This is a genomic window from Streptomyces alfalfae (assembly GCF_004127445.1).
GTDB classification, from domain to species: domain Bacteria; phylum Actinomycetota; class Actinomycetes; order Streptomycetales; family Streptomycetaceae; genus Streptomyces; species Streptomyces alfalfae.
The window spans coordinates 118,135-139,530 of the sequence record NZ_QEXM01000012.1 but is presented as its reverse complement, the minus strand read 5'-3'; the positions used below and the strand labels follow the sequence as shown (position 1 = coordinate 139,530).

At 75.8% G+C, this 21,396-nt stretch carries 2 protein-coding genes (1 of these 2 only partly in view); both read left to right on the top strand.

The genetic code is table 11. The annotated features are described in order from the left end of the window. Positions 1-12,400, top strand: the 3' portion of a protein-coding gene (locus DCW30_RS03310) for a non-ribosomal peptide synthetase (RefSeq protein ID WP_076682369.1). The gene continues 11,060 nt to the left of window position 1, outside the view; only the last 12,400 of its 23,460 coding nucleotides appear in the window; its start codon lies off the left edge, out of view; the stop codon is at positions 12,398-12,400. Continuing rightward, a complete protein-coding gene (locus DCW30_RS03305; RefSeq protein WP_076682367.1) occupies positions 12,397-21,396 on the top strand; it encodes an SDR family NAD(P)-dependent oxidoreductase in 9,000 nt (2,999 codons plus the stop codon). Before DCW30_RS03310 ends, DCW30_RS03305 begins: the two co-directional genes overlap by 4 nt.

Below are 21,396 nucleotides of genomic sequence, written 5' to 3'. Positions count from 1 at the left end.
CGCGGACGCCGTGCCGGCGGTCGAGCTGCTGTCCGTCATCGACAGCGGGGACGGCCGGGCCGAGTCCCTGCGCGCGGAACTCGCCGTGCTCGCACCGGAGCTGACCGTCGTCGTCGGTGACCGGTCGCGTGCCTCGCACCTCGTCCACCTCGCCGGGGCGGAGCCCGGCGCCGGGCTCGACGCGGCGCTGCGCGAGGGATTCCACACCGCCCTCGACGTGTGCCGCGCACGCGTCGCGGACCGCGGCGGGCCGCTGCGCTACCTGTTCGTCCGCGAGGACCGGGCCGGGGCCACAGGGGCGGCGCACGCCGCGGTGGACGGGTTCGCCCGCTCCATCGGCCAGGAGCACCCCGGCATCCGGCTCAGCGTGCTCACGCACACCGGCTCCCCCTCCGCCCGTGAACTGGCCGAACTCGTGCTGGCCGAACTGCCCGGCGCCGCACCGGAGGTACGCCACGACGGGCGCCGCAGGCTCGTGCGCGCCTGGCGCGAGGCCGCGCTTCCCCGCGCCGGGGCCTCGCCCCTGGCCGCGGCCGGGGCGCACCTCGTCACGGGCGGCGCCGGGAAGCTCGGCATGCTGGTCGCCGAGCGGATCGCCCGGCACCCCGGCGCCGGAGTCGTCCTGATCGGCCGGTCCGCCCCCGCGGAACCGCTGCCGGAGGGCTGGCTGCACGTCCGGGCCGATGTGAGCGTGCGCGAGGACGTCGAACGTGCGGTGGCCGAGGCCAGGCGCCGGTTCGGGCGCATCGCCGGAGTGGTGCACGCGGCCGGAACGCTGCGGGACGGGCTCGCCCTGCACAAGAGCCGCGACGACGCCGACGCGGTGCTCGCGCCCAAGGCGCACGGCCTGGTCCACCTCGACGAGGCGACCCGGGCGGACGCCCCCGACTACTTCGTCGCGTTCGGCTCGACGGCCGCGGTCTTCGGCAACGTCGGCCAGACCGACTACGCCTACGCCAACAGCTTCCTCGGCCACTACCTGGAGCGGCGTCCCGGCGGCGGCCTCACCGTCGACTGGTCGCTGTGGCGCGACGGCGGCATGACGCTCGACGCCGGTGCCCGCGAGGCCATGCGGCGCGAGTTCGGCATGGAGCCGCTGCCCTCGGGGGCCGCGCTCGACGCCCTGGAGGCCGCCCTGCGCGGCGACGCCTCCCGCCTCCTGCTGACCACGGGCGACCGCGCGCGGATCACCGAGGCGCTGCGCGGAACGACGGAGCGGCGCGGGACCACGGAGCCGCGCCGGGCCGGAACCGGGGGCCCCCGGGCCGACGCCGTCGAGGCCGCGGACGGCGGCGATCTGCGCGCGCCCATGGTCGCCTACCTGCGTGAACTCCTCGCCGATGAGCTGAAGATGGCCCTGGAGGACGTCGCCGAGGACGAGGCCTTCGACCACTACGGCGTCGACTCGCTCCTCGTCCTGAGCCTCACCCGCTCCCTGGAGGAACGCTTCGGGCCGCTCTCCAAGACGCTGTTCTTCGAGTACCTGACCATCGGCGAGCTGGCCGACTTCCTGGTCGCACACCACCCGGCCGAGGCGCGCGCTCTCCTCGCACCCGAGGGGAACGGCGCGGACGCCGGGGACGGCGCGGACCGCGTACGGGAAGCCGCCGTCACCCCCGCACCCGCCGTTCACGCCACCTTGCCCGCCCCGCTCCGCCCCGCACGGGACGACGACGAGATCGTGATCGTGGGTGTGGCGGGCCGTTACCCGCAGGCCGACGACCTCGGTCAGTTCTGGCGCAACCTGCGGGACGGCAGGGACTGCGTGACGGAGGTCCCCGAGGACCGGTGGGACCACGACCGGTTCTACGACTCCGACCGCACGGCCCCCGGCAAGACGTACGGCAAGTGGGGCGGCTGGCTCTCCGACGTCGCCTCCTTCGACCCGATGTTCTTCCGCATGTCCCAGGTGGAGGCGGAGCACATCGACCCGCAGGAGCGGATCTTCCTCCAGACGGTGTGGCACCTCCTGGAGGACGCGGGCACCTCGCGCGCGGCCCTGGCCCGCGCGAAGACCCGCACCGGCGTCTTCGTCGGCCTGATGTACGGCCACTACCAGCTCTACGGCGTCGACGAGGCGCTGCGCGGCACCGGCGCGGCCACCTCGTCCTCGTACGCCTCGGTCGCCAACCGCGTCTCGTACTTCTTCGACTTCGACGGCCCCAGCATCGCCCTCGACACCATGTGCTCGTCCTCGCTCACCGCCCTGCACCTCGCCTGCCGGGCGATCAGGGACGGCGACTGCGAGGTCGCCGTGGCGGGCGGGGTCAACGTCTCCAGCCACCCGCTCAAGTACCTCCAGCTCGCCAAGGGCGGGTTCCTCTCCACGGACGGCCGGTGCCGCAGCTTCGGCGAGGGCGGCGACGGCTACGTGCCCGCCGAGGGGTCGGGGGCCGTGCTGCTCAAGCGCCGCTCGGCGGCGGAGGCCGACGGCGACCGCGTCCTCGCGGTGGTCAGGTCGACGGCCGTCAACCACGGCGGCGCCGGCAAGGGCTTCAGCGTGCCCAACCCCAGGGCGCAGGGCGTCCTGATCGGCGACGCGCTCGACCGGGCGGGCCTGGCCCCCGCGGACCTCGACTACCTGGAGGCGCACGGCACCGGCACCTCGCTCGGCGACCCGGTGGAGATCACCGGCCTGGCCCGCGCCTTCCAGGGCCACGATCTGACGGACGTACGCATCCCCATCGGCTCGGTGAAATCCACCATCGGGCACGCCGAGTCCGCCGCGGGCATGGCCGCCCTCACCAAGGTCCTGCTGCAACTGCGCCACCAGGAGCTGGTGCCCTCCCTGCACGCCGAACGCCTCAACCCGCACCTCGACCTGGACGCCACCCCCTTCCGCCTGCAGCGCGAGCCGGCGCCGTGGACGCCGCGCGTCGACGCCGCGGGCCGCACCCTGCCCCGCACCGCCGGAATCAGCGCGTTCGGCGCGGGCGGCAGCAACGCCCACGTGATCCTGGAGGAGTACGTGTCCCCGACGCAGCCGCCCGCGCAGGAGCCGCCGTACGTGTGCGTGCTCTCCGCGCGGGACGCCGACCGGCTCAGCGAACACACCGCGCGCATGGCCGAGTTCCTGCGCGGCGAGGGGCGGGACGCCGACCCGGCCGCGGTCGCCGCGACGCTCCAGACCCGCGAGCCGATGGCGCACCGTGCCGCCGTGGTCTTCGACGGCGTGGACGACCTCGCCGACGCCCTGGAGGACCACCTCGCGGGCGGCTCGCCGCGTGTCCTGACCGGCACCGCGAGCCGCTCCGCCGCACCGGCCACCGGCCGCACCGCGCCCGAACTCGCCGCGGCCTGGGTGCGCGGCGCCCACGTCGACTGGCCCGGCGGCCCCCGCGTCTCCCTGCCCGGCTACCCCTTCGCCGAAGAGCGCTGCTGGCTGCCCGCCGCGGACGCCGTGCGGCGGACGCCCGCCGCCGCGCCCCACGCCGAGGTGGTGCTCTCCACCGAGACCCCCGTCATCGCGGGACACCGCGTCCAGGGCCGCTCGCTGCTGCCCGCCCTCGCCTACCCCGACCTCATCGCCAAGGCCTTCCGCGACCACGGGCACCCCGTCGAACGGCTGACGGTCCGCGACCTCACCGCGCTGCGCCCGCTCGACGTGACCGACGGGCCCGTGACCGCCGAGGTCCGCTGCGCCCCGGCCGGGGAAGGACGCTGGCACGTCACGGTGACCGACGGCGAACCCTACGCCACGGCCGAGGTGGTCCTCACCGACGCCCCCGGCTTCCGCGAACGGCTCGACGGCCACCCGCACGGCACACCGGCCCCGCTCGCCGACACCTACGCCAGGGACCGCGGCAACGGCCAGCACTACAGCGGCGCGGCGCGCGCCGACGGTCTCGTCCGCGTCGACGACGAGCGGCTGACGGCCGAACTCGACGCCCCGGGCGGCGACTTCGTCGTCCACCCCGCCCTGCTGCTCGCCGGCGCGGTCGCGGCCGGGTCGCTGCTCGACACCGGCGGGCAGGCTTTCCTGCCGCTGCACATCGGTTCCTTCCGCACGGCGGGGCCGCTGACCGGGGCGTGCACGGCACGGGTGCGGCGCGCCTCGGTGAGCCGCAGGGGCGAGGTCGCCCGGTTCTCCGTGGACTTCTTCGACCCCCAGGGACGTCAGGTGGCGGAGCTGTCGGAGCTGTCCAGCAAGGCCGTGTCGGGACCGTCCACCGTGGCGCGGTCCGCCGTCCAGGTCCCGGCCGCCGCGCCCGAGGCGGGCCACGTCGAGGACTTCCTGCGCAGGCTCCTCGCCGAACGCCTCGGCACGGACCCGCGGTCGGTCTCCCCGACCGCCGGGTACTACGAACTCGGCCTGGAGTCCGCGCAGGTCCTCGGCCTGGTCGAAGCCGTGCGGGACGTGGTGGGGCAGGAGCTGGAGCCCACGCTGCTCTTCGAGTACACCACCGTCCGCGAGCTGGCCGCCCACCTCGCGGCCCGCTTCCCGGACGCGTTCGGGCCCGCCGGCAGCTCAGCGAGGCCCACCGGCCCGGACAGCGGCACGGACGCCGGCAGCTCGGCCCGGCCCACCGGCAGCGGCACGGACAGCGGCACGGGCGACGCCGGCACCACCGCCACCGGCACCGGGCTCGACCGCGTACGGCAGCACGCCGTCATCCCGCCCGCTCCCGCGCCCGCCGCGCTCCCCGCCGAGGAGCTGGACCGCCTGATCGCCTCCCAGGTGCTGCTCCGCCTGCGCGCGTCCGGCGTCTTCGCGGAGGCCCGCGCCGAGTCCCTGGACGGGATCGCGCGGCGCCTCGGCGTCGTGGGCAAGTACCGGCGCTGGCTCGACGAGGCCGCCCGGCTGCTGACCGCCGCCGGCCTGACGCGCCACCACGGCGACGTCCTGGAACTCGTGGACGAGCGGCCCCCGGGGCACGGCCTCACGTGGACGGCCGTGCGCGAGCGCTTCGCGGAGGACCCGTACTGGGACGCGCAGCTCTCCCTCGTCCAGGACTGCGTGGAACGGCTCCCCGACATCCTGTCCGGCGCCGTGCCCGCGACCGACGTGCTCTTCCCCGGCGGCTCCATGGCCAGGCTCACCGCGGTCTACCAGGGCAACGCCGTCGCCGACCGCCTCAACGACGTGGTCGCCGAGGTGACCGCGGCGGCGGTGCGCGAACGCCTCGACCGCGACCCGTCGGCGACCGTCCGCGTGGCCGAGGTCGGCGCGGGCACCGGCGGCACCACCGCCGTCGTCCTGCCCCGCATCGACGACTGCGCCGACCGCGTGGAGTACTGGTACACCGACCTCTCCCCGGCCTTCCTCGACCAGGCCGAGCGCCGCTTCGGGCCCGGCAGGGACCACCTGCGCTACGGCCGCTGGGACGTGACCGTGCCCGGCGCCGGCGAACGGCTCACCGGCGGCGACTGCGACGTCATCGTGGCGACCAACGTCCTCCACGCCACCCGCGACATCCGCGCCGTCCTGCGCAACCTCGCCGCGGCGCTGCGCCCCGGCGGCGTCCTCGTCGTCAACGAGGTCACCCGCAAGTCCGCCGTCCTGACCCTCACCTTCGGGCTGCTCGACGGCTGGTGGCTCTACGACGACGAGGACGTACGGCTGCCCGGCGCGCCGCTCCTGTCCGCACCCCGCTGGCAGGAGGTGCTGCACGGCGCCGGCTACGGCGAGGTGTGGCGGCCGGTCGCCGAGCCGGACGCCTTCGGCGAGGTCTTCGTCGCCCGCCGGGGCCCTGCCGAGGCGGCACCGCCCGAGGGCACGCGTCTGCTCGTACGGCGGTGGGAGCCCGCTCCCGCCCTCGCGGGCCGGGGACCGGCGGCCGTGGCCGTCATCGGGACGGGTCGGCACGCGGCCCGGCTCGCCGACGCCCTGCCCGGCGGCCGGCTGATCACCTCCGCGGCCGACGTGCACGACGGCTTCGACGCGCTGGTCGACCTCGGCGGCCTCGATCTCACCGACTGGCTGCCGGTGCTCCAGCGCATGACCGGGCGCGAGGCGCTGCTGCTCGGCGTCGGCGACGGCGACGCCCGCGCCGGGCTCTACCGGATGCTGCAGAGCGAGTACGGGCGCGTCCGCTCCCGCTACCTGGAGGCCGACCCGGCGGACCCGGACCTGCCGGGCCTCGTGGCGCGCGAACTCGCCGAGGGCGGCGAGGACTCCGAGGTCACCTACCGGCACGGGACCCGGCAGCGAGCCGTGCTCGAAGCGCTGCCCGCCACCCCCGGGGCGCCGGTCGCCTTCCCCGCGGACGAGCCGCTGCTCATCACCGGCGGCACCCGCGGCATCGGCCTCGCCCTCGCCCGGCACGCCGTCACGGAGTGGGGCGCGCGGACCCTCGTCCTCACCGGACGCGAGCAGCTGCCGCCGCGCGCGGAGTGGGACCTGCACGGCGTCGACACGGCGCTCGGCCGCAAGCTCGACGGGCTGCGCGCCCTGGAGCGTGACGGGGTCCGGCTGCGGGTCCTCTCGCTGCCCCTGGGCGAGGACGCCGCCGCCGTTCGCACCGCCGTGGACGCGATCCGCCGGGAGTTCGGTCCCGTCGGCGGCATGCTGCACGCCGCCGGGCTCGTGGACCGGGACAACCTCGCCTTCGTGCGGAAGCCGGTCGAAGCCGTGCGCGCGGTGCTCGCCCCGAAGGTCGCCGGACTCGACGCCCTTCTCGACGCCCTGGCCGGTGATCCGCTGCGGTTCTGCGTGCTGTTCTCCTCGGTCGCCTCGATGGTCCCCGCCGCCGCGGTGGGGCAGAGCGACTACGCGATGGCCAACGCCCACCTGGACGCCGTCGCCCGCCGCGCGCCCCACGGACTCCCCGTGGTGAGCGTGGCCTGGCCGAGCTGGCGGGGCGTCGGCATGGGCAGCGAACGCCCGGGGCCCGGCTATCTCGCCACCGGCCTCGGCGACCTCTCCGAGGCGGAGGGCCTGCGGCTGCTCGACCACGTGCTGTCCACCGGGGCGGGCCCCGTCGTCCTGCCGGCGATCGTCGCCCCGGAGTGGACGCCGGACGCGCTGCGGGCCGGACGCGCGAAGGCACCGGGGACGCCCAGGGCCGCGGCTCCCGTGCCCGCGCCGCACGCGGCGAGCGGTACGGGAGCCGCCGAGCGGGCCGAGGCATGGCTTCTCGGGCTGCTCGCCGACGAGTCGGGCTTCGACCGCGGCCGTCTCGCCGCCGACGTGCCGATCTCCGACTACGGCACCGACTCGATCATGATGGTCGAGATCCTGCGCAAGGTCGGCGCCGAACTGGACGTCGACCTCGACCCCTCGGTCCTCGTGGACCACCCCACCGTGGAGTCCTTCGTCGGCTGGCTCGGCGACCACCACGGACCGGCCCTCGCGGCCGCCTTCGGCGACCCGGCCGGGGCGACCGCGACCCCGGGTGCGGAGTCCGTGATGTCGGGCGCGGCGTCCGTGTCCACGGGTCCGGCGACCGCGACCGCGCGGGGGGTGGCCCTGGCCCCGGCCACCGCCGCCGCGCCCCCGGTCACCGCCGCCGTGCCCGCCGCGCGCCACCGGGCGTCGGTGCCCGCCGACTCCCCGTACGACATCGCCGTGGTCGGCATGTCAGGACGCTTCCCCGGCGCCCCGGACCTCGACGCCTACTGGCGGCTGCTCAGCGAGGGCCGTTCGGCGATCGCCCCCGTGCCCGCGAAGCGGTGGGGGAGCGCGACCGGGTACACCGCGGGGCTCCTCGACCTCGACGGGTTCGACCCCGGCCACTTCCACCTCTCCGGCGCCGACGCCGCCGCGATGGACCCGCAGGCGCTGCTGCTTCTCGAAGAGACGCTGTTCGCGCTCTGCGACGCGGGCCGCACCCCCGAGGAGGTGAAGGGACGCGACATCGGCGTGTACGTGGGCGGACGCACCCGGCACGCCCCCGACGAGGCGACCCTCGCCCGCAGCCGCAACCCCGTGGTCGCCGTCGGCCAGAACTACCTGGCCGCCAACCTGTCGCACCACTTCGACCTGCGCGGCCCCAGCACCGTCGTCGACACCGCGTGCTCCTCCGCGCTCGTCGCCCTGCACCACGCCGCCCAGGCCCTGCGCTCCGGCGACATCGAGGCGGCCGTGGTCGCCGGCATCACGCTGCTGCCCGACGCCGGCGGGCACCGCCTGTTCGACCGGCGGGGGCTGCTCAACACCGGCACGGAGTTCCACGTCTTCGACCGCCGGGCCCGCGGCTTCACACCCGCCGAGGGCGTCGGCGTCCTCCTGCTCAAGCCGCTCGCCGCGGCCGAGGCGGACGGCGACCGCGTGCACGCGGTGCTCAAGTCGGTGGCCGTCAACAACGACGGCAGGACCGCGGGCCCCGCCACCCCCAACCCCGCTGCCCAGCGCGGCGTCATGGCCCGCGCCCTCGCGCGGTCGGGGGTCGCCGCCGACGACGTCACGTACATCGAGACCAACGCGGCGGGCTCGCAGATCCCGGACCTGATCGAGCTGAAGGCCATCGCGGCCGTCTACCGCGACGGCTCCGACACGCCCTGCTTGCTCGGCTCCGTCAAGCCCAACATCGGCCACCCGCAGTGCGCCGAGGGCATCGCCGGGGTCATCAAGACCGTCCTGATGCTCCGCAACCGCGCCATCGTGCCCTTCCTCAGCGGGCAGCAGCCCCTCAAGCACTTCGACCTCGCCGCGACGCCGCTGCGCTTCGAGCGCTCGCTCGTCCCCTGGCCCGACGCCCCGCTCGTCGCCGCCGTCTCCAGCTTCGCCGACGGCGGCACCAACGCCCACGCCGTCCTCGCCGGGCGGGACGACACGGCGGCGTCCGGACGCCGCGAGCCGCTGGACCGCCCCCGCCTGAAGCGGCGCCGCCTGCCGACCGCGGGCGCCGAACGCTTCGCGATCGTCGGCATGGCGGGGCACTACCCCGGCGCGGATGACCTCGCCGCGTTCTGGGCGAACCTGAAGGACGGCAGGGACAGCGTCTCCGAGGTGCCCGCGCGGCGCTGGACGCCGGGGGAGGGGGACGGTTCGCGCTGGGGCGGCTTCCTCGACGACGTCGGCCGCTTCGACGCCGACTTCTTCCGGATCTCCCGCCCCGAGGCCGAGATCACCGACCCGCAGGAGCGCTGGTTCCTGCGCACCTGCTGGGAGGCGATCGAGGACGCCGGGTACACCCCCGCCGGCCTCGCCGAGGCCAAGGGCCCGGACCGGCGGCGCGCGGTCGGCGTGTTCGCCGGGGCCATGCACAAGGACTACACGCTGGTCGCCGCCGAGGCGTCCGCTCCGGTGCCGCTGGCCCTCAACCAGGGGCAGATCGCCAACCGCGTCTCCTTCGTCTGCGACTTCCACGGCCCGAGCATGACGGTGGACACCCTGTGCTCGTCCTCCCTCACCGCGGTGCACCTCGCCGTGGAGTCACTGCGGCGCGGCGAGTGCGAGGTCGCCCTCGCCGGCGGCGTCAACCTCTCGCTGCACCCCGGCAAGTACCGCACCTACGGCGCCGTCGGCATGCACTCGTCCGACGGCCGCTGCCGCTCCTTCGGCGAGGGCGGGGACGGCTACGTGTCCGCCGAGGGCGTCGGCGCGGTCGTCATCAAGCCGCTCGCCGCCGCCGAGGCCGACGGCGACCACATCTACGCCGTCATCGCCGGGACCGCCGTCAACCACGTCGGCTCCGCGAGCGGCTTCAGCGTGCCGAGCCCGGTCGGCCAGGCCGCCGTCATCACCGCGGCCTTCGACCGGGCGGGCGTCGACGCCCGCTCCATCGGCTACCTGGAGGCGCACGGCACCGGCACCTCGCTGGGCGACCCCATCGAGATCAAGGGCCTGACCACCGCCTTCGGCAGGCACACCGACGACCGGGGGTTCTGCGCCATCGGGTCCGTCAAGTCCAACATCGGGCACGCGGAGTCCGCCGCCGGTGTCGCCGGCCTGACCAAGGCCGCGCTGCAACTGCACCACCGCACCCTGGTCCCCACCTTGCACGCGGACACCGTCAACCCGCTGCTCGGCCTCGACGACACCCCCTTCCGGCTCCAGGGCGCCACCCAGGCGTGGCCCGCGCCGCCCGAGGGGCCGCGCCGCGCGGGACTCAGCTCGTTCGGCGCCACCGGGGCGGGCGCGCACATCGTCCTTGAGGAGTACGAGGAGTACGCGCCCGCCGCCGGGGCCGCGTCTTCCCGCGCCCCCGAAGGACCCGTCGTCGTACCGCTGTCGGCACGCACCGAGGACCAGCTGCGGCGGAGCGCCGCACGGCTGCGGGACGCGCTCGCCGGGGCCGGGCGCCCGCTGCGCGACGTCGCGTACACCTTGCAGGTGGGCCGGTACGAGTGGCCCGTACGCGTGGCCTTCGTGGCGCGCGATGTCAGTGAACTGGCGCAGCAGCTGGCCGAGTTCGCCACAAGGGGGGTGCGCCCGGTGCTCGGCGGCAGCGAGCCGCACGAGGTCGCGCGGCGGTGGGCGGACGGCTCCGCCGTGGACTGGAGCGCCCGCTACGGCGATGACCGGCCGCGGCGGGTGGCGCTGCCGACGTACCCGTTCGCGGGGGAGTGGCACTGGGTCCCCACGGGGGACGCCGACGGCGTCCGGGCCGTGGAGCGTCACGTGCCCGCCGAGATCTCCGCCTCAGCCGGTGACGCGTCCACCGAGGCGCCCGTCGTGCCGCCGGGCGGGCTGCTCAGCGTGCCGCGCTGGACGGAGTCACCCGTCGCCGCCGTCGCGGGACCCGCGCCCCGCAGGGTGCTGATCGCCGCCGACGAGCCGGGGACCGGGCTCGCGGGGGCCTTGGCCGCGCACTTCCGGCGTGGCGGCGTCACGGACGTGGCCGAGCGGCCGCTCGACGACGCCTTCGCCCTCACCGGCGCCGCGCCCGACCGGGTGCTCCTCGTGAGCGGTCAGGGACCGGCCGCCGACGACGCCTCGGCCGGGCCCGAACTCGCGCTGCTGCGGCTCGTCAAGGCCGTCCAGCGGCTCGCCGGCGGGCGCACGGACCTCTGCGTCGTCACCCAGGACACGCAGTCGGTCGCCGGTGAGCGGAGCTCCGCGCACGGCGCGGGCCTGGCCGGGCTCGCCTACTTCGTGGCGCGTGACTCCGGCCGGTTCGCCGTACGCAGCCTCGACGTGGCGGCAGCCGACCTGCGGACGCCCGAAGGACGTGCCGCCGTGGCCGCCCTGGTGGCCGGCGAACCCGCTTCCCCGGCCGCCGACCTGGTCGCGCTGCGCGGCGGGCGGCGGTACCGGCAGGAGGTCGCCCCGGTGGCCCCGGCCGAGGCCGCGACACCGGGGCTGCCCGGCATCCGGCCCGGCGGCACCTATGTGGTGGTCGGCGGCAGCGGCTTCGTCGGACGCGTCGTCAGCCGCCACCTCATCGACCGCTACGACGCCAAGGTGGTCTGCGTCGGACGCCGCCCGCAGAGCGACCCGGCGGTGCGCGAGGCGCTCTACGGCGACCGCGTCGGCTACGTCCAGGGCGACGTCACCGACCCGCGCCAGGCCCGGCGCGCGATCACCGAGGCCAAGGCGCTGCTCGGCGAGATCCACGGCGTGCTGTTCGCGGGCGCGACCCGCATCACCGGGGCGCCGGGCGCGCTCGCCGGCCTCGGCGAGGACGAGTTCCGCGCGCACTACGAGATCAAGGCGTCGGGCGCGCGGAACGTGTACGAAGCCGTGGCGGACGAACCGCTCGACTTCCTCTGCTACTTCTCGTCCGCCCAGGCCTTCTCCTTCGGCGGCGCGGGCACCCACGCCGCCTACGCGGCCGGCATCACCTCGGCCGACGCCTTCGCCCGGTCCGTCGCACCGGCCGCCGCCTTCCCCGTCGGCATCGTCAACTGGGGGGCCTGGCGCGCCTCGTTCGGCGAGGCCGCACGGGACTACCCGGGCCTCGGCTTCCTGGACGACGACGAGGGCGCCGCCTGCTTCGACACGGCGGTGCGGCTGCTGCGGGCGGGCCGCCACCGGCAGGTCATCGGCATGCGGACCCCGGCGCGCCCCACGGCTCGCGGCGAGGCGGCCGACCGGCCCGCCACGGCGGGACGGGCCGCGCCCGCAGGCCGTGACCGGCGTCCGGAGCTGCGGAGCCTGCTCGTGGAGCGCCTGGCGAGGACGCTGCGGGTGCCGAAGGACGACGTGTCGGCCTCGACGGCCTTCGCGGACCTCGGGGTCGACTCCATCACCGGTTCGACCTTCGTCGCCCAGATCGCGGAGGAACTGGGCGTCGAGCTCAACGCGGCGGCGCTGTACGAGTTCTCCTCCGCCGAACGGCTCGCCGAGCATCTGGACGGGCTGCTGGGTGAGCGGCCACCGGAACCGCCACGGCCACCGGCCCCCACGCCACCGCCCGCAGCGCCCGAAGCATCCGTATCGCCCGCACCATCCGTACCGGCAGCCCCGGACGACCTGATCGTGACGTTGGAAGCACGGTTCGCGGCGGGAGAGCTGTCCGCCGCGGAAGTGCTCGACCTGCTCGACGCAGAGCTGGCCACGAGGGAGCAACGATGAGCAGCGCTAACTTCCGCGACATCCTCGACGGATACGTCAGGGGCGCGGTCGGCGCGGAGCAGGCACGCGGTCTCCTCGACGCGCGCCGCCAGGACCCGGAGCGGGGCCGCGACGAGGAACAGGGCCGGGACCCGGCACCGGAGCCCGCGGCCGACGCCGACCGCCTCGACCGTTCGCGGATGCTGGACATCGCGGTGGTCGGCATGGCGGGGCAGTTCCCGGGGGCGGCCGACGTACGCGAGTTCTGGCGCAACCTCACCGAGGGCCGCGTCGGATACGGCGAGCTGCCCGACCACTACACCGCCCCCGACGACCCGGCGGGCTACCGCTGGGGCGGCGCCCTCGCCGAACGGGACCACTTCGACGCGGAGTTCTTCGGCATCCGGCCGCACGAGGCCGACCTGATGAGCCACAACCAGCGGCTGCTGCTCCAGGAGAGCTGGCACGCCCTGGAGGACGCCGCGATCGACCCGACGTCGCTCGCCGGTTCCCGGACGGGCCTGTTCATCGGCGCCGAGCCCACCGGCTACCCGCACGAGTCGTTCACCGGGGCCTCCGACGCCCTGGTAGCCTCCAGGCTCTCGTACTTCCTCGACCTGCGCGGCGCCGCCCTCGTGGTCAACACCGCCTGCTCCTCCTCCCTGGCCGCCGTGCACCTGGCCTGCCAGAGCCTGCGCTCGGGGGAGTCGACCCTGGCGCTGGCCGGAGGCGTGAACGCGGGCCTGGACGCACGCGGCCTCGACCTGCTCGTCGAGAGCGGCGCGATGTCGCCGAGCGGCGAGTGCCGCACCTTCGACGCCGACGCCAACGGCACCGTCTACTCCGAGGCCGTCGCCGTCCTCGTGCTGAAGCGGCTCTCCGACGCGGTGGCCGACGGCGACCACGTCCACGGCGTCATCCGTGCCACCGGCATGAACCAGGACGGCGCCAGCAACGGCATCACCGCCCCGAACGGCGTCGCCCAGGAAGAGCTGGTCCTCGACGTCTACCGTCGCTTCGGCATCCCCGCCGAGCGCGTCGGATACGTCGAGGCCCACGGCACCGGCACCGCGCTCGGCGACCCGGTGGAGGCCAACGCGCTGGTCCGGGCGTTCCGGCAGCTCACCGGCGAACGCGGGTTCGCCGCACTCGGCAGCGCCAAGGCGCACATCGGCCACACGGGCGCTCCCGCCGGGGTCGTCGGCATGATCAAGGTGCTGCTCTCGATGCGGTACGGCCGGCTCGTCGGCATGCCGACGCTGCGTGACCTCAACCCGCTGATCGGCCTCGCCGATTCCGCGTTCGTCGCCGACGCGGCGGCAGGTCCGTGGCAGCGTCCCGGCGGGCTTCCGCTGATGGCCGCGGTGAACTCCTTCGGCCACAGCGGCACCAACGCGCATGTCGTCGTCGAGCAGTACGTGCCCGTGGCTCCGCGGACCGCGACCCCGGCGGGCGCCCACCCGCAGGTCGTCCCGCTTTCGGCGCGTACGCCCGAGCGGCTGCGCGCGTACGCGAAGAACCTCACGGAGTACCTGGCGGACGCCTCCGCCACGGCCCCGGCCACCGCGCCGCAAACGGTGGCTCCCGCGCGGGTGTGCGCCGTGGTGGCGGGCGTCCTCGGCGTCGACGCCGCCGAGATCGACCCGGACGAGCCCCTGGACTCCTACGGGGTACGGCCCGAGCAGTTCGGCCGCATCGGTGAGGCGCTGGAAGCCGGGTTCGGCGCTCGTGTCGACGGCGACGCCCTGCACGAGGGGAGCACCGCGGCCGACCTGGCGCGCCTGGTCGCAGTGTCCCGGGACGCGGCCGGTGACGTCGTCGGTACGGGGGCCGCCTCCCCGTCGCTCGCCGATGTGGCGCGCACGCTGCAGCTCGGGCGGGCGGAACTGGCCTCGCGTGCGGCGCTCGTCGTACGGGACCTGGATGAACTCGTCGCCGGGCTGCGCGCGTTGGCCGAGGGCACCGAACTGCCCGACGGCTGCTGGGTGGGCGAGGGCGACGGGCGGTCCGACGTCGCCCGGCTGTTCGCCGACGACGAGCTGCGCGAGGCCGTGGGCAAGTGGCTCGAACGCGGCAAGCTGACCCGGGCCGCGGAGCTGTGGACGCGGGGCGGCCCCGTCGACTGGGCCGTGCTGCACCGGAACGGCACGCCGACGCGGATCTCCCTGCCCGGCTACCCCTTCGCCGAGACCCGCCACGGCATCCCCATGACCACGATCAAGGCCATGGCCACGCCGGCTCCCGCTGCCCCTGCCGCTCGGGTTCCGGCGGCGGAGACGGTGCCCGCCGAGGGGGTGTCCGCCGAGCCGGTTCCCGCCGAGCCGGTGTCCGCCGCGCCCGTGGAGCGGCGTCCCGAGCGGCTCGCGGAGGCGGTGGAGCAGCGGATCGCGCTGATGGCCACGGAGTTGCTCGGCGGAGCCGAGGGCGAGAGCGGCGCGGTCGACCCGAGGGAACAGCTCGACCGCTACGGCATCGACTCCATCACCCGCACCCGCCTGAACCAACTCCTGAGCGAGGCGTTCCCGGCCGCGTCCCGCACCCTGTTCTTCGAGTTCGCCAAGGTCGAGGGCGTGGCCGGGCATCTCGTCGAGCGGTTCCCGGAGGCCTGCCGGGCGTTCGTGGGGTGGAGCGGTACTCCCGCGCGGCCCACGGAAGCGGTGGCCGGGGCCCAGCGGCCCGAGCCGGCCGCCGAGACCGGCAGCACCGAGCCGGCCGCCGAGGACCCCGCCCCGGCACCGGTCCCTGTCCCGGCAGCCGACACCGACACCGACACCGACACCGACACCGACACCGACACCGACACCGGCACCGACGCCGGCACCGACGCCGACGAGCCCGTAGACGTAGACCTCGACGACTTCGACGGCGCCATCGCCGTGATCGGCATGAGCGGAACCTTCCCCGACGCCCCCGACCAGGACAGCTTCTGGCGGCTGCTCATGGAGGGGCGCAGCGCCGTCACCGAGATACCCGGGCGCCGCTGGGACTGGCGTGAGCATTACGACCCGCGGCCCGAGGGCGTCGACGTGGTGCGCAAGAGCCATTCCAAGTGGGGCGCCTTCCTCGACGGGTTCGACGCGTTCGACCCCGCACTCTTCGGCTTCACCGAGCAGGAGGCCCGCAACACCGACCCGCAGGTGCGCCTCTTCCTCCAGGAGTGTTGGAAGGCCCTGGAGGACGCGGGCATCGCCCCGTCGAAGCTGCCCTCCGACGTGCGCGGCCGCATCGGCGTCTTCGCGGGCGGCGCCAAGCACGGCTTCACACAGCTCGGCGCCGAGGGGCGCCTGGAGATGCCGCGCACGTCGTTCGGCGACATGGTCAACCGGGTCTCGTTCCAGTTCGACCTCGGAGGCCCGAGCAAGGCCGTGGACACCGCCTGCTCCTCGGCCCACGTGGCGCTGCACGAGGCGGTCGAGAGCCTGCGCTCCGGCCACTGCGACCTGGCGCTCGTCGGTGCGGTGAACCTCTACCTGCACCCGTCCACGTACGTCGAACTGGCCACGGTCGGGCTGCTGTCCGACCGGGACGACTGCGCGTCCTTCGGCGCGGAGGCCGCCGGGATCGTGCCCGGCGAGGGCGTCGGCGCGGTGCTGCTCAAGCCCCTGCGGCAGGCGCGGCGCGACGGCGACCCGGTGCACGCGGTGATCCGCGGCAGCGCCGTCAACCACAACGGCCGCACCATCGGTTTCACCAGCCCCAGCGCCCAGCGCCAGGCCGAGGTGATCCGCGAGGCGCTGCGCGACGCCCGCGTCGACCCGCGGACCGTCGGCTATGTGGAGGCCACCGCGAACGGCTCCGAGATCGGCGACGCCGTCGAGATGACGTCCCTCACCCAGGTCTTCGAGGACCGGCCGGACGCGCGAGGGCCGTACCGCATCGGCTCGCTGAAGCCCAACATCGGCCATGGCGAGGCCGCCGCCGGCATGGCGCAGCTCTTCAAGGTCGTCCTCGCGCTCCGGCACCGCACCCTGCCGCCGACCCGGCTGCCCGACGAGTACAACCCGGCCATCGACATCGACCGGCTCCCCTTCGAGCTGTCCGGCGCCCCCGCAGCCTGGGACCAGGTCACGGTCGACGGGGCCCCCGTGCCGCGCCGCGCCGGGATCACCGGCCTCGGCGGGGGCGGTACCAACGCGCACGTCGTCCTGGAGGAGGCCCCCGAGCCGGCTCCCCGTCCCCGGCGGGCCGAGCGCGGTCCCGTCCTCTTCGTCCTCTCCGCGCACACGCGCGAACGCCTCGACGCCTACGCCGACCTCTGGCTCGACTTCCTCGGACAGCGCCCGACGGCCGCCATGGCCGACATCGCGTACACCGTGCAGGTCGGCCGTACGGACCTGACGCACCGTCTCGCCGTCATCGCCTCCGGGGCCGAGGAGCTGCGCGGCCATCTGACGCGGTGGCGCAGGGGCCGCCCCTCCGACGCGGTGTTCTCGGCCACGGCCGCCCGGGTGGACGCCTCGGGGCTCGACGCCGCCCTGCGCGAGCGGGACCTCGCCCGGGTCGCGGACCTGTGGGTGCGCGGCGCGGCCGTCGACTGGCCCGCCCTCCACCAAGACGGGGACACCGACGCGGTTGGTCGGCCCGTGCGGGTGCAGGGGCTGCCGACCTATCCGTTCGAGCGGCGGATCTGCTGGGTCGACGAACCCGCCCCGGCAACCGGACGGGAGCGCGTCCCCGCCTCCGCCTGCGGACATCCGCTCGTCACCTCCCAGGTACACCTGGCGGACGGCAGCACCGTGTTCAGCGGCGAGGTGTCACTCGCCACCCATCCGTGGATCGCGGACCACGCGGTGTCCGGCACCGTGCTCTTCCCCGGCACGGGCTTCGTCGAGATGGCGCTGCACGCCGGGCGGACGCTGGACTGCGGACACCTCGACGAACTCACCCTGGAGGCCCCGCTCACCCTCACGGAGCAGCAGCCGGGCGGCGTCCGGCTCCAGCTCGTCGTGGGGGCGCCCGACGCCACGGGCAGCCGCCACGTGGAAGTGCACTCGCGGGCCCTCGCCGACGACGAGGCGGCGACCTGGACGCGGCACGCAACCGGGCTGCTCGCCACCGCCGGGGCCGACGCCGGGGCCGGATTCGAGGGGTGGGCGGCGTGGCCCCCGGCCGACGCAGAGTCCGTGCCGGTGGACGACTACTACCAGGTGATGGCCGACGCGGGGTACGCCTACGGCCCCGCGTTCCGCGGGCTGCGCGCGGTCTGGCGGCGCGGCGACGAGGTCTTCGCCGAGGCCACGCTCGACGACGCCCCCGACGCGGCCCGCTACGGCCTGCACCCCGCGCTGCTCGACTCCGCCCTGCACGCGATGGGCTTCGGCGGCTTCGTCCGGGACGGCGGCGGGCTGCTGCCGTTCTCCTGGACGGGGATGCGGCTGTTCGCGGGCGGCGCGCACGCGGTACGGGTGCGGCTCACCGGCGTCGGCGCCGACGCGGTCTCCGCCGAGGTCGCCGACGCCGAGGGCAGGCCCCTCGCCGCACTCGCATCGCTGGTGCTGCGCCCGGTCACCGGCACGGCGCCGAAGTCGGCCCGTCCCGCCGCCCTGCCGGACGAGCTGCTCCGCCTGGAGTGGACGCCGCTCGCACCGGTCGACGCCCCCGGCGGGACCTGGGCCGTGGCGGGCCCGGACGACCTCGGCCTCGCTTCCGCCCTGCGGGACGCGGGCGCCGACGTGACGAACGAGGCGGAGACCTCGCTGCTCTCCCTGGGAACCGGTCCCGCCGCCGACCTCGCCGCCGGGGTCAGGGCCGCCACCGCGCGCGCCCTCGACCTGGTGCGGGCATGGCTGAACGACGAAGGCCAGGCCGCCGGACGCCTGGTCGTCGCGACCCGGAGTGCCGTCTCCACCCGCGTCGGCGAGGACGTCGGCGACCTCGTCCACGCCCCCGTGTGGGGTCTGCTGCGGGCCGCCCAGGCGGAGAACCCCGACCGGCTGTTCCTGGTCGACGTGGACGGCGACGAGGCGTCCGCATCCGCGCTGCCCGCGGCGGTCGCCGCCGCCGTCGCCGCCGGGGAGTCGCAGCTCGCCCTGCGCGCGGGGCAGGCCCTGGTGCCCCGCCTCGTGCCGCTCGGCTCGGACAGCGCGCTCGTGCCGCCGGGCGACGGCACCGCATGGCGCCTGGACACCAGCGGCGCGGGCACCCTGGAGAATCTCGCCCTGCTGCCCTGGCCCGCCGCCGACGCGCCGCTCGGCCCCGGCCAGGTGCGGATCGAGGTGCGCGCGGCGGGCCTCAACTTCCGTGACGTGCTCGGCGCGCTCGGCATGTACCCCGGCGAGCTGACCCTCGGCGCCGAGGGGGCCGGCGTCGTGCTCGACGTGGGCGCCGAGGTGACCTGCCTCGCCGTCGGCGACCGGGTGATGGGCCTCTTCCCCAGCGGTCTCGGGCCCGTCTGCGTGGCCGACGCGCACACCGTCGTGGCGATGCCCGCCGACTGGTCCTACGAACAGGCGGCGGCCGTCCCCGTGGCGTTCGCCACCGCGTACTACGGCCTGGTCGACATGGGCGGGCTCAGCTCCGGCGAGTCGGTCCTCGTGCACGCCGCCGCGGGCGGGGTCGGCATGGCCGCCGTCCAGCTCGCCCGGCATCTGGGCGCGGAGGTCTTCGCCACCGCGAGCGAGGGCAAGTGGGACGCCGTGCGAGCCCTCGGCGTCCCGGACGACCACCTCGCCTCCTCGCGCGACCTCGGCTTCGAGGAACACTTCCGCACCGTCACCGACGGGCGGGGCGTGGACGTCGTCCTCGACTCGCTCGCCCGCGAGTTCGTCGACGCCTCGCTGCGGCTGCTGCCGCGCGGCGGACGGTTCGTGGAGATGGGCAAGACCGACATCCGTGACGCGGCACGGGTCGCGACCGAGCACTTCGCCGTGCGCTACCGGGCCTTCGACATCGTCGACGCCGGGCCGCGCCGCATCGGGGAGATCCTCGCCGAGATCGTCGGCCTCTTCGAGCGGGGCGTCCTGAGCCATCTGCCCCGGCGCGAGTGGGACCTGCGGCGGGCGCCCGAGGCCTTCCGGTTCATGAGCCAGGCCCGGCACGTCGGCAAGATCGTGCTGACCGTGCCGCGCCGCCCCGACCCCGGCCGCACCGTCCTCATCACCGGCGGCACCGGCACCCTCGGCGGCATGCTCGCCCGGCACCTGGTGGCCGAGCGCGGCGCGCGGCGCCTGCTGCTGCTCGGCCGGCGCGGGCCCGACGCGCCCGGAGCGGCCGAGCTGACCGCCGAGCTCCGGGCCAAGGGCGCCGAGGTGACCGTCGTGGCCTGCGACGTCGCCGACCGGCGGCGGCTCGCGGAGGTGCTCGCCGCCATCCCCGCCGAGCACCCGCTCGGCACCGTCGTGCACACCGCGGGCGACCTCGACGACGGGGTCTTCGACGCGCTGACCCCCGAGCGGCTGGACCGGGTCCTGCGGCCCAAGGCCGAGGGCGCCTGGAACCTGCACGAGCTGACCCGGGGGACCGACCTCGCCGAGTTCGTGATGTTCTCCGGCGCGGCCGGGGTCCTCGGCAACCCCGGGCAGTCCAACTACGCGGCGGCCAGCTCCTTCCTCGACGCCCTCGCCCAGCACCGCAGGGCGCTGGGGCTGCCGGGCACCTCGCTGGCCTGGGGGTACTGGGAGCAGGCCACGGGCCTCACGAAGCACCTGAGCGAGGGCGACACCGGCAGGATGGCCCGCGGCGGGCTGCTGCCGCTGCCGTCGGCGGACGGCCTCGCCCTCTTCGACCTGGCCCGCGGCGCGGACGAACCACTCCAGGTCCCGATGCGGCTCGACCTCGCGGCGCTGCGCACGCAGGCGGAGGCGGGGGAGGGCCACCCGCTCCACCGCGCCCTGCTGCGGAGCGCGCCGCGGGCGGCCGTGGCCACCGCCGACCGCACGGGGCGGGACCTCGACGGACTCCCCGGTCTCTCCCCGGACGACCAGCTCACGCTGCTCCTCGAGCTGGTGTGCGAGATCGTCGGCGCGGTCCTGGTGACCGACCCGTCCACCATCGGCCCGGACACCGGCTTCGTCGAACTGGGCCTGGACTCCCTGACCGCCGTGGAACTCCGCAACCGCCTCAACCGCGCGACGGGCCTGCGCCTGCCGGTGACCCTGGTCTTCGACCACCCCGCGCCGGGCCCGCTCGCCGCGTACCTGCGGCGCCGCCTGACGAGCGTCGGCACGTCCGGCACCCGGCCCAAGGGCACCCGGGAGGCGAGCACGGCGAGCACGGCCACGCCGCCGTCGCCGCGGCCCGCCACACAGACGCCGCCGGCCGGGCCCACCCCGCAGGCGCCGCCGCCTCAGAGCACGGTCACGGCGCCCTCGGACCAGCCTGCCCCGCAGGCGCCCCCGGTGGAGTCCGAGCCGACCTCCGTCACCCACCACCCCCTCCTCACCGGAGCGGGCCTCGAAGACCTCGGCGCCGTCCTCGACCTCGGCTGCCGTGACGGCGCGGCGCTCATCGGCCTCGCCGAGGCGCACCCCGCGCTCATCGTGCACGGGGTCACCTCCGACAAGGAGCTCGCCGACCGCGCCCAGCGGGACGTCGAAGGACGGCCCGGCCTCGGCGGGCGGGTCGCGCTGTTCCACCGGAGCGGACCGCTCGACGCCTTCCCCGGCCAGTACGACCTGGCGTACGGCATCGACGCCACCTACCGGGTGGAGGACAGGCAGGCCCTCTTCGCCCGGCTCGACGCGGCCGTCGTGGACGGCGGGACGCTCCTCCTCGCCGACCACCTGTGCACCCTCAGCGGTGACCTGGTCGACCCCCGCGCCGGGATCAGCGTCCCGACGGCCGAATCCTGGGCCGGGGTCTTCGCGCGCCACCGCTTCGTGGTCGAGGAGACGGGCGTCGCCCGCGAAGCCGCCGAGCACCCCGACCCCGACCTGGCGGAGCCACTGCGGCGGGGCTGGATCGAACGCCGCCACTTCCGGCTGCGCAAGGCGGCCTCCGGCACCGAGGAGGACCGCCTGCGGACCAACCGGGCACACCTGGCCGAGACCACCGCGCAGCCGCGCGCCCCGCGGAGCTGA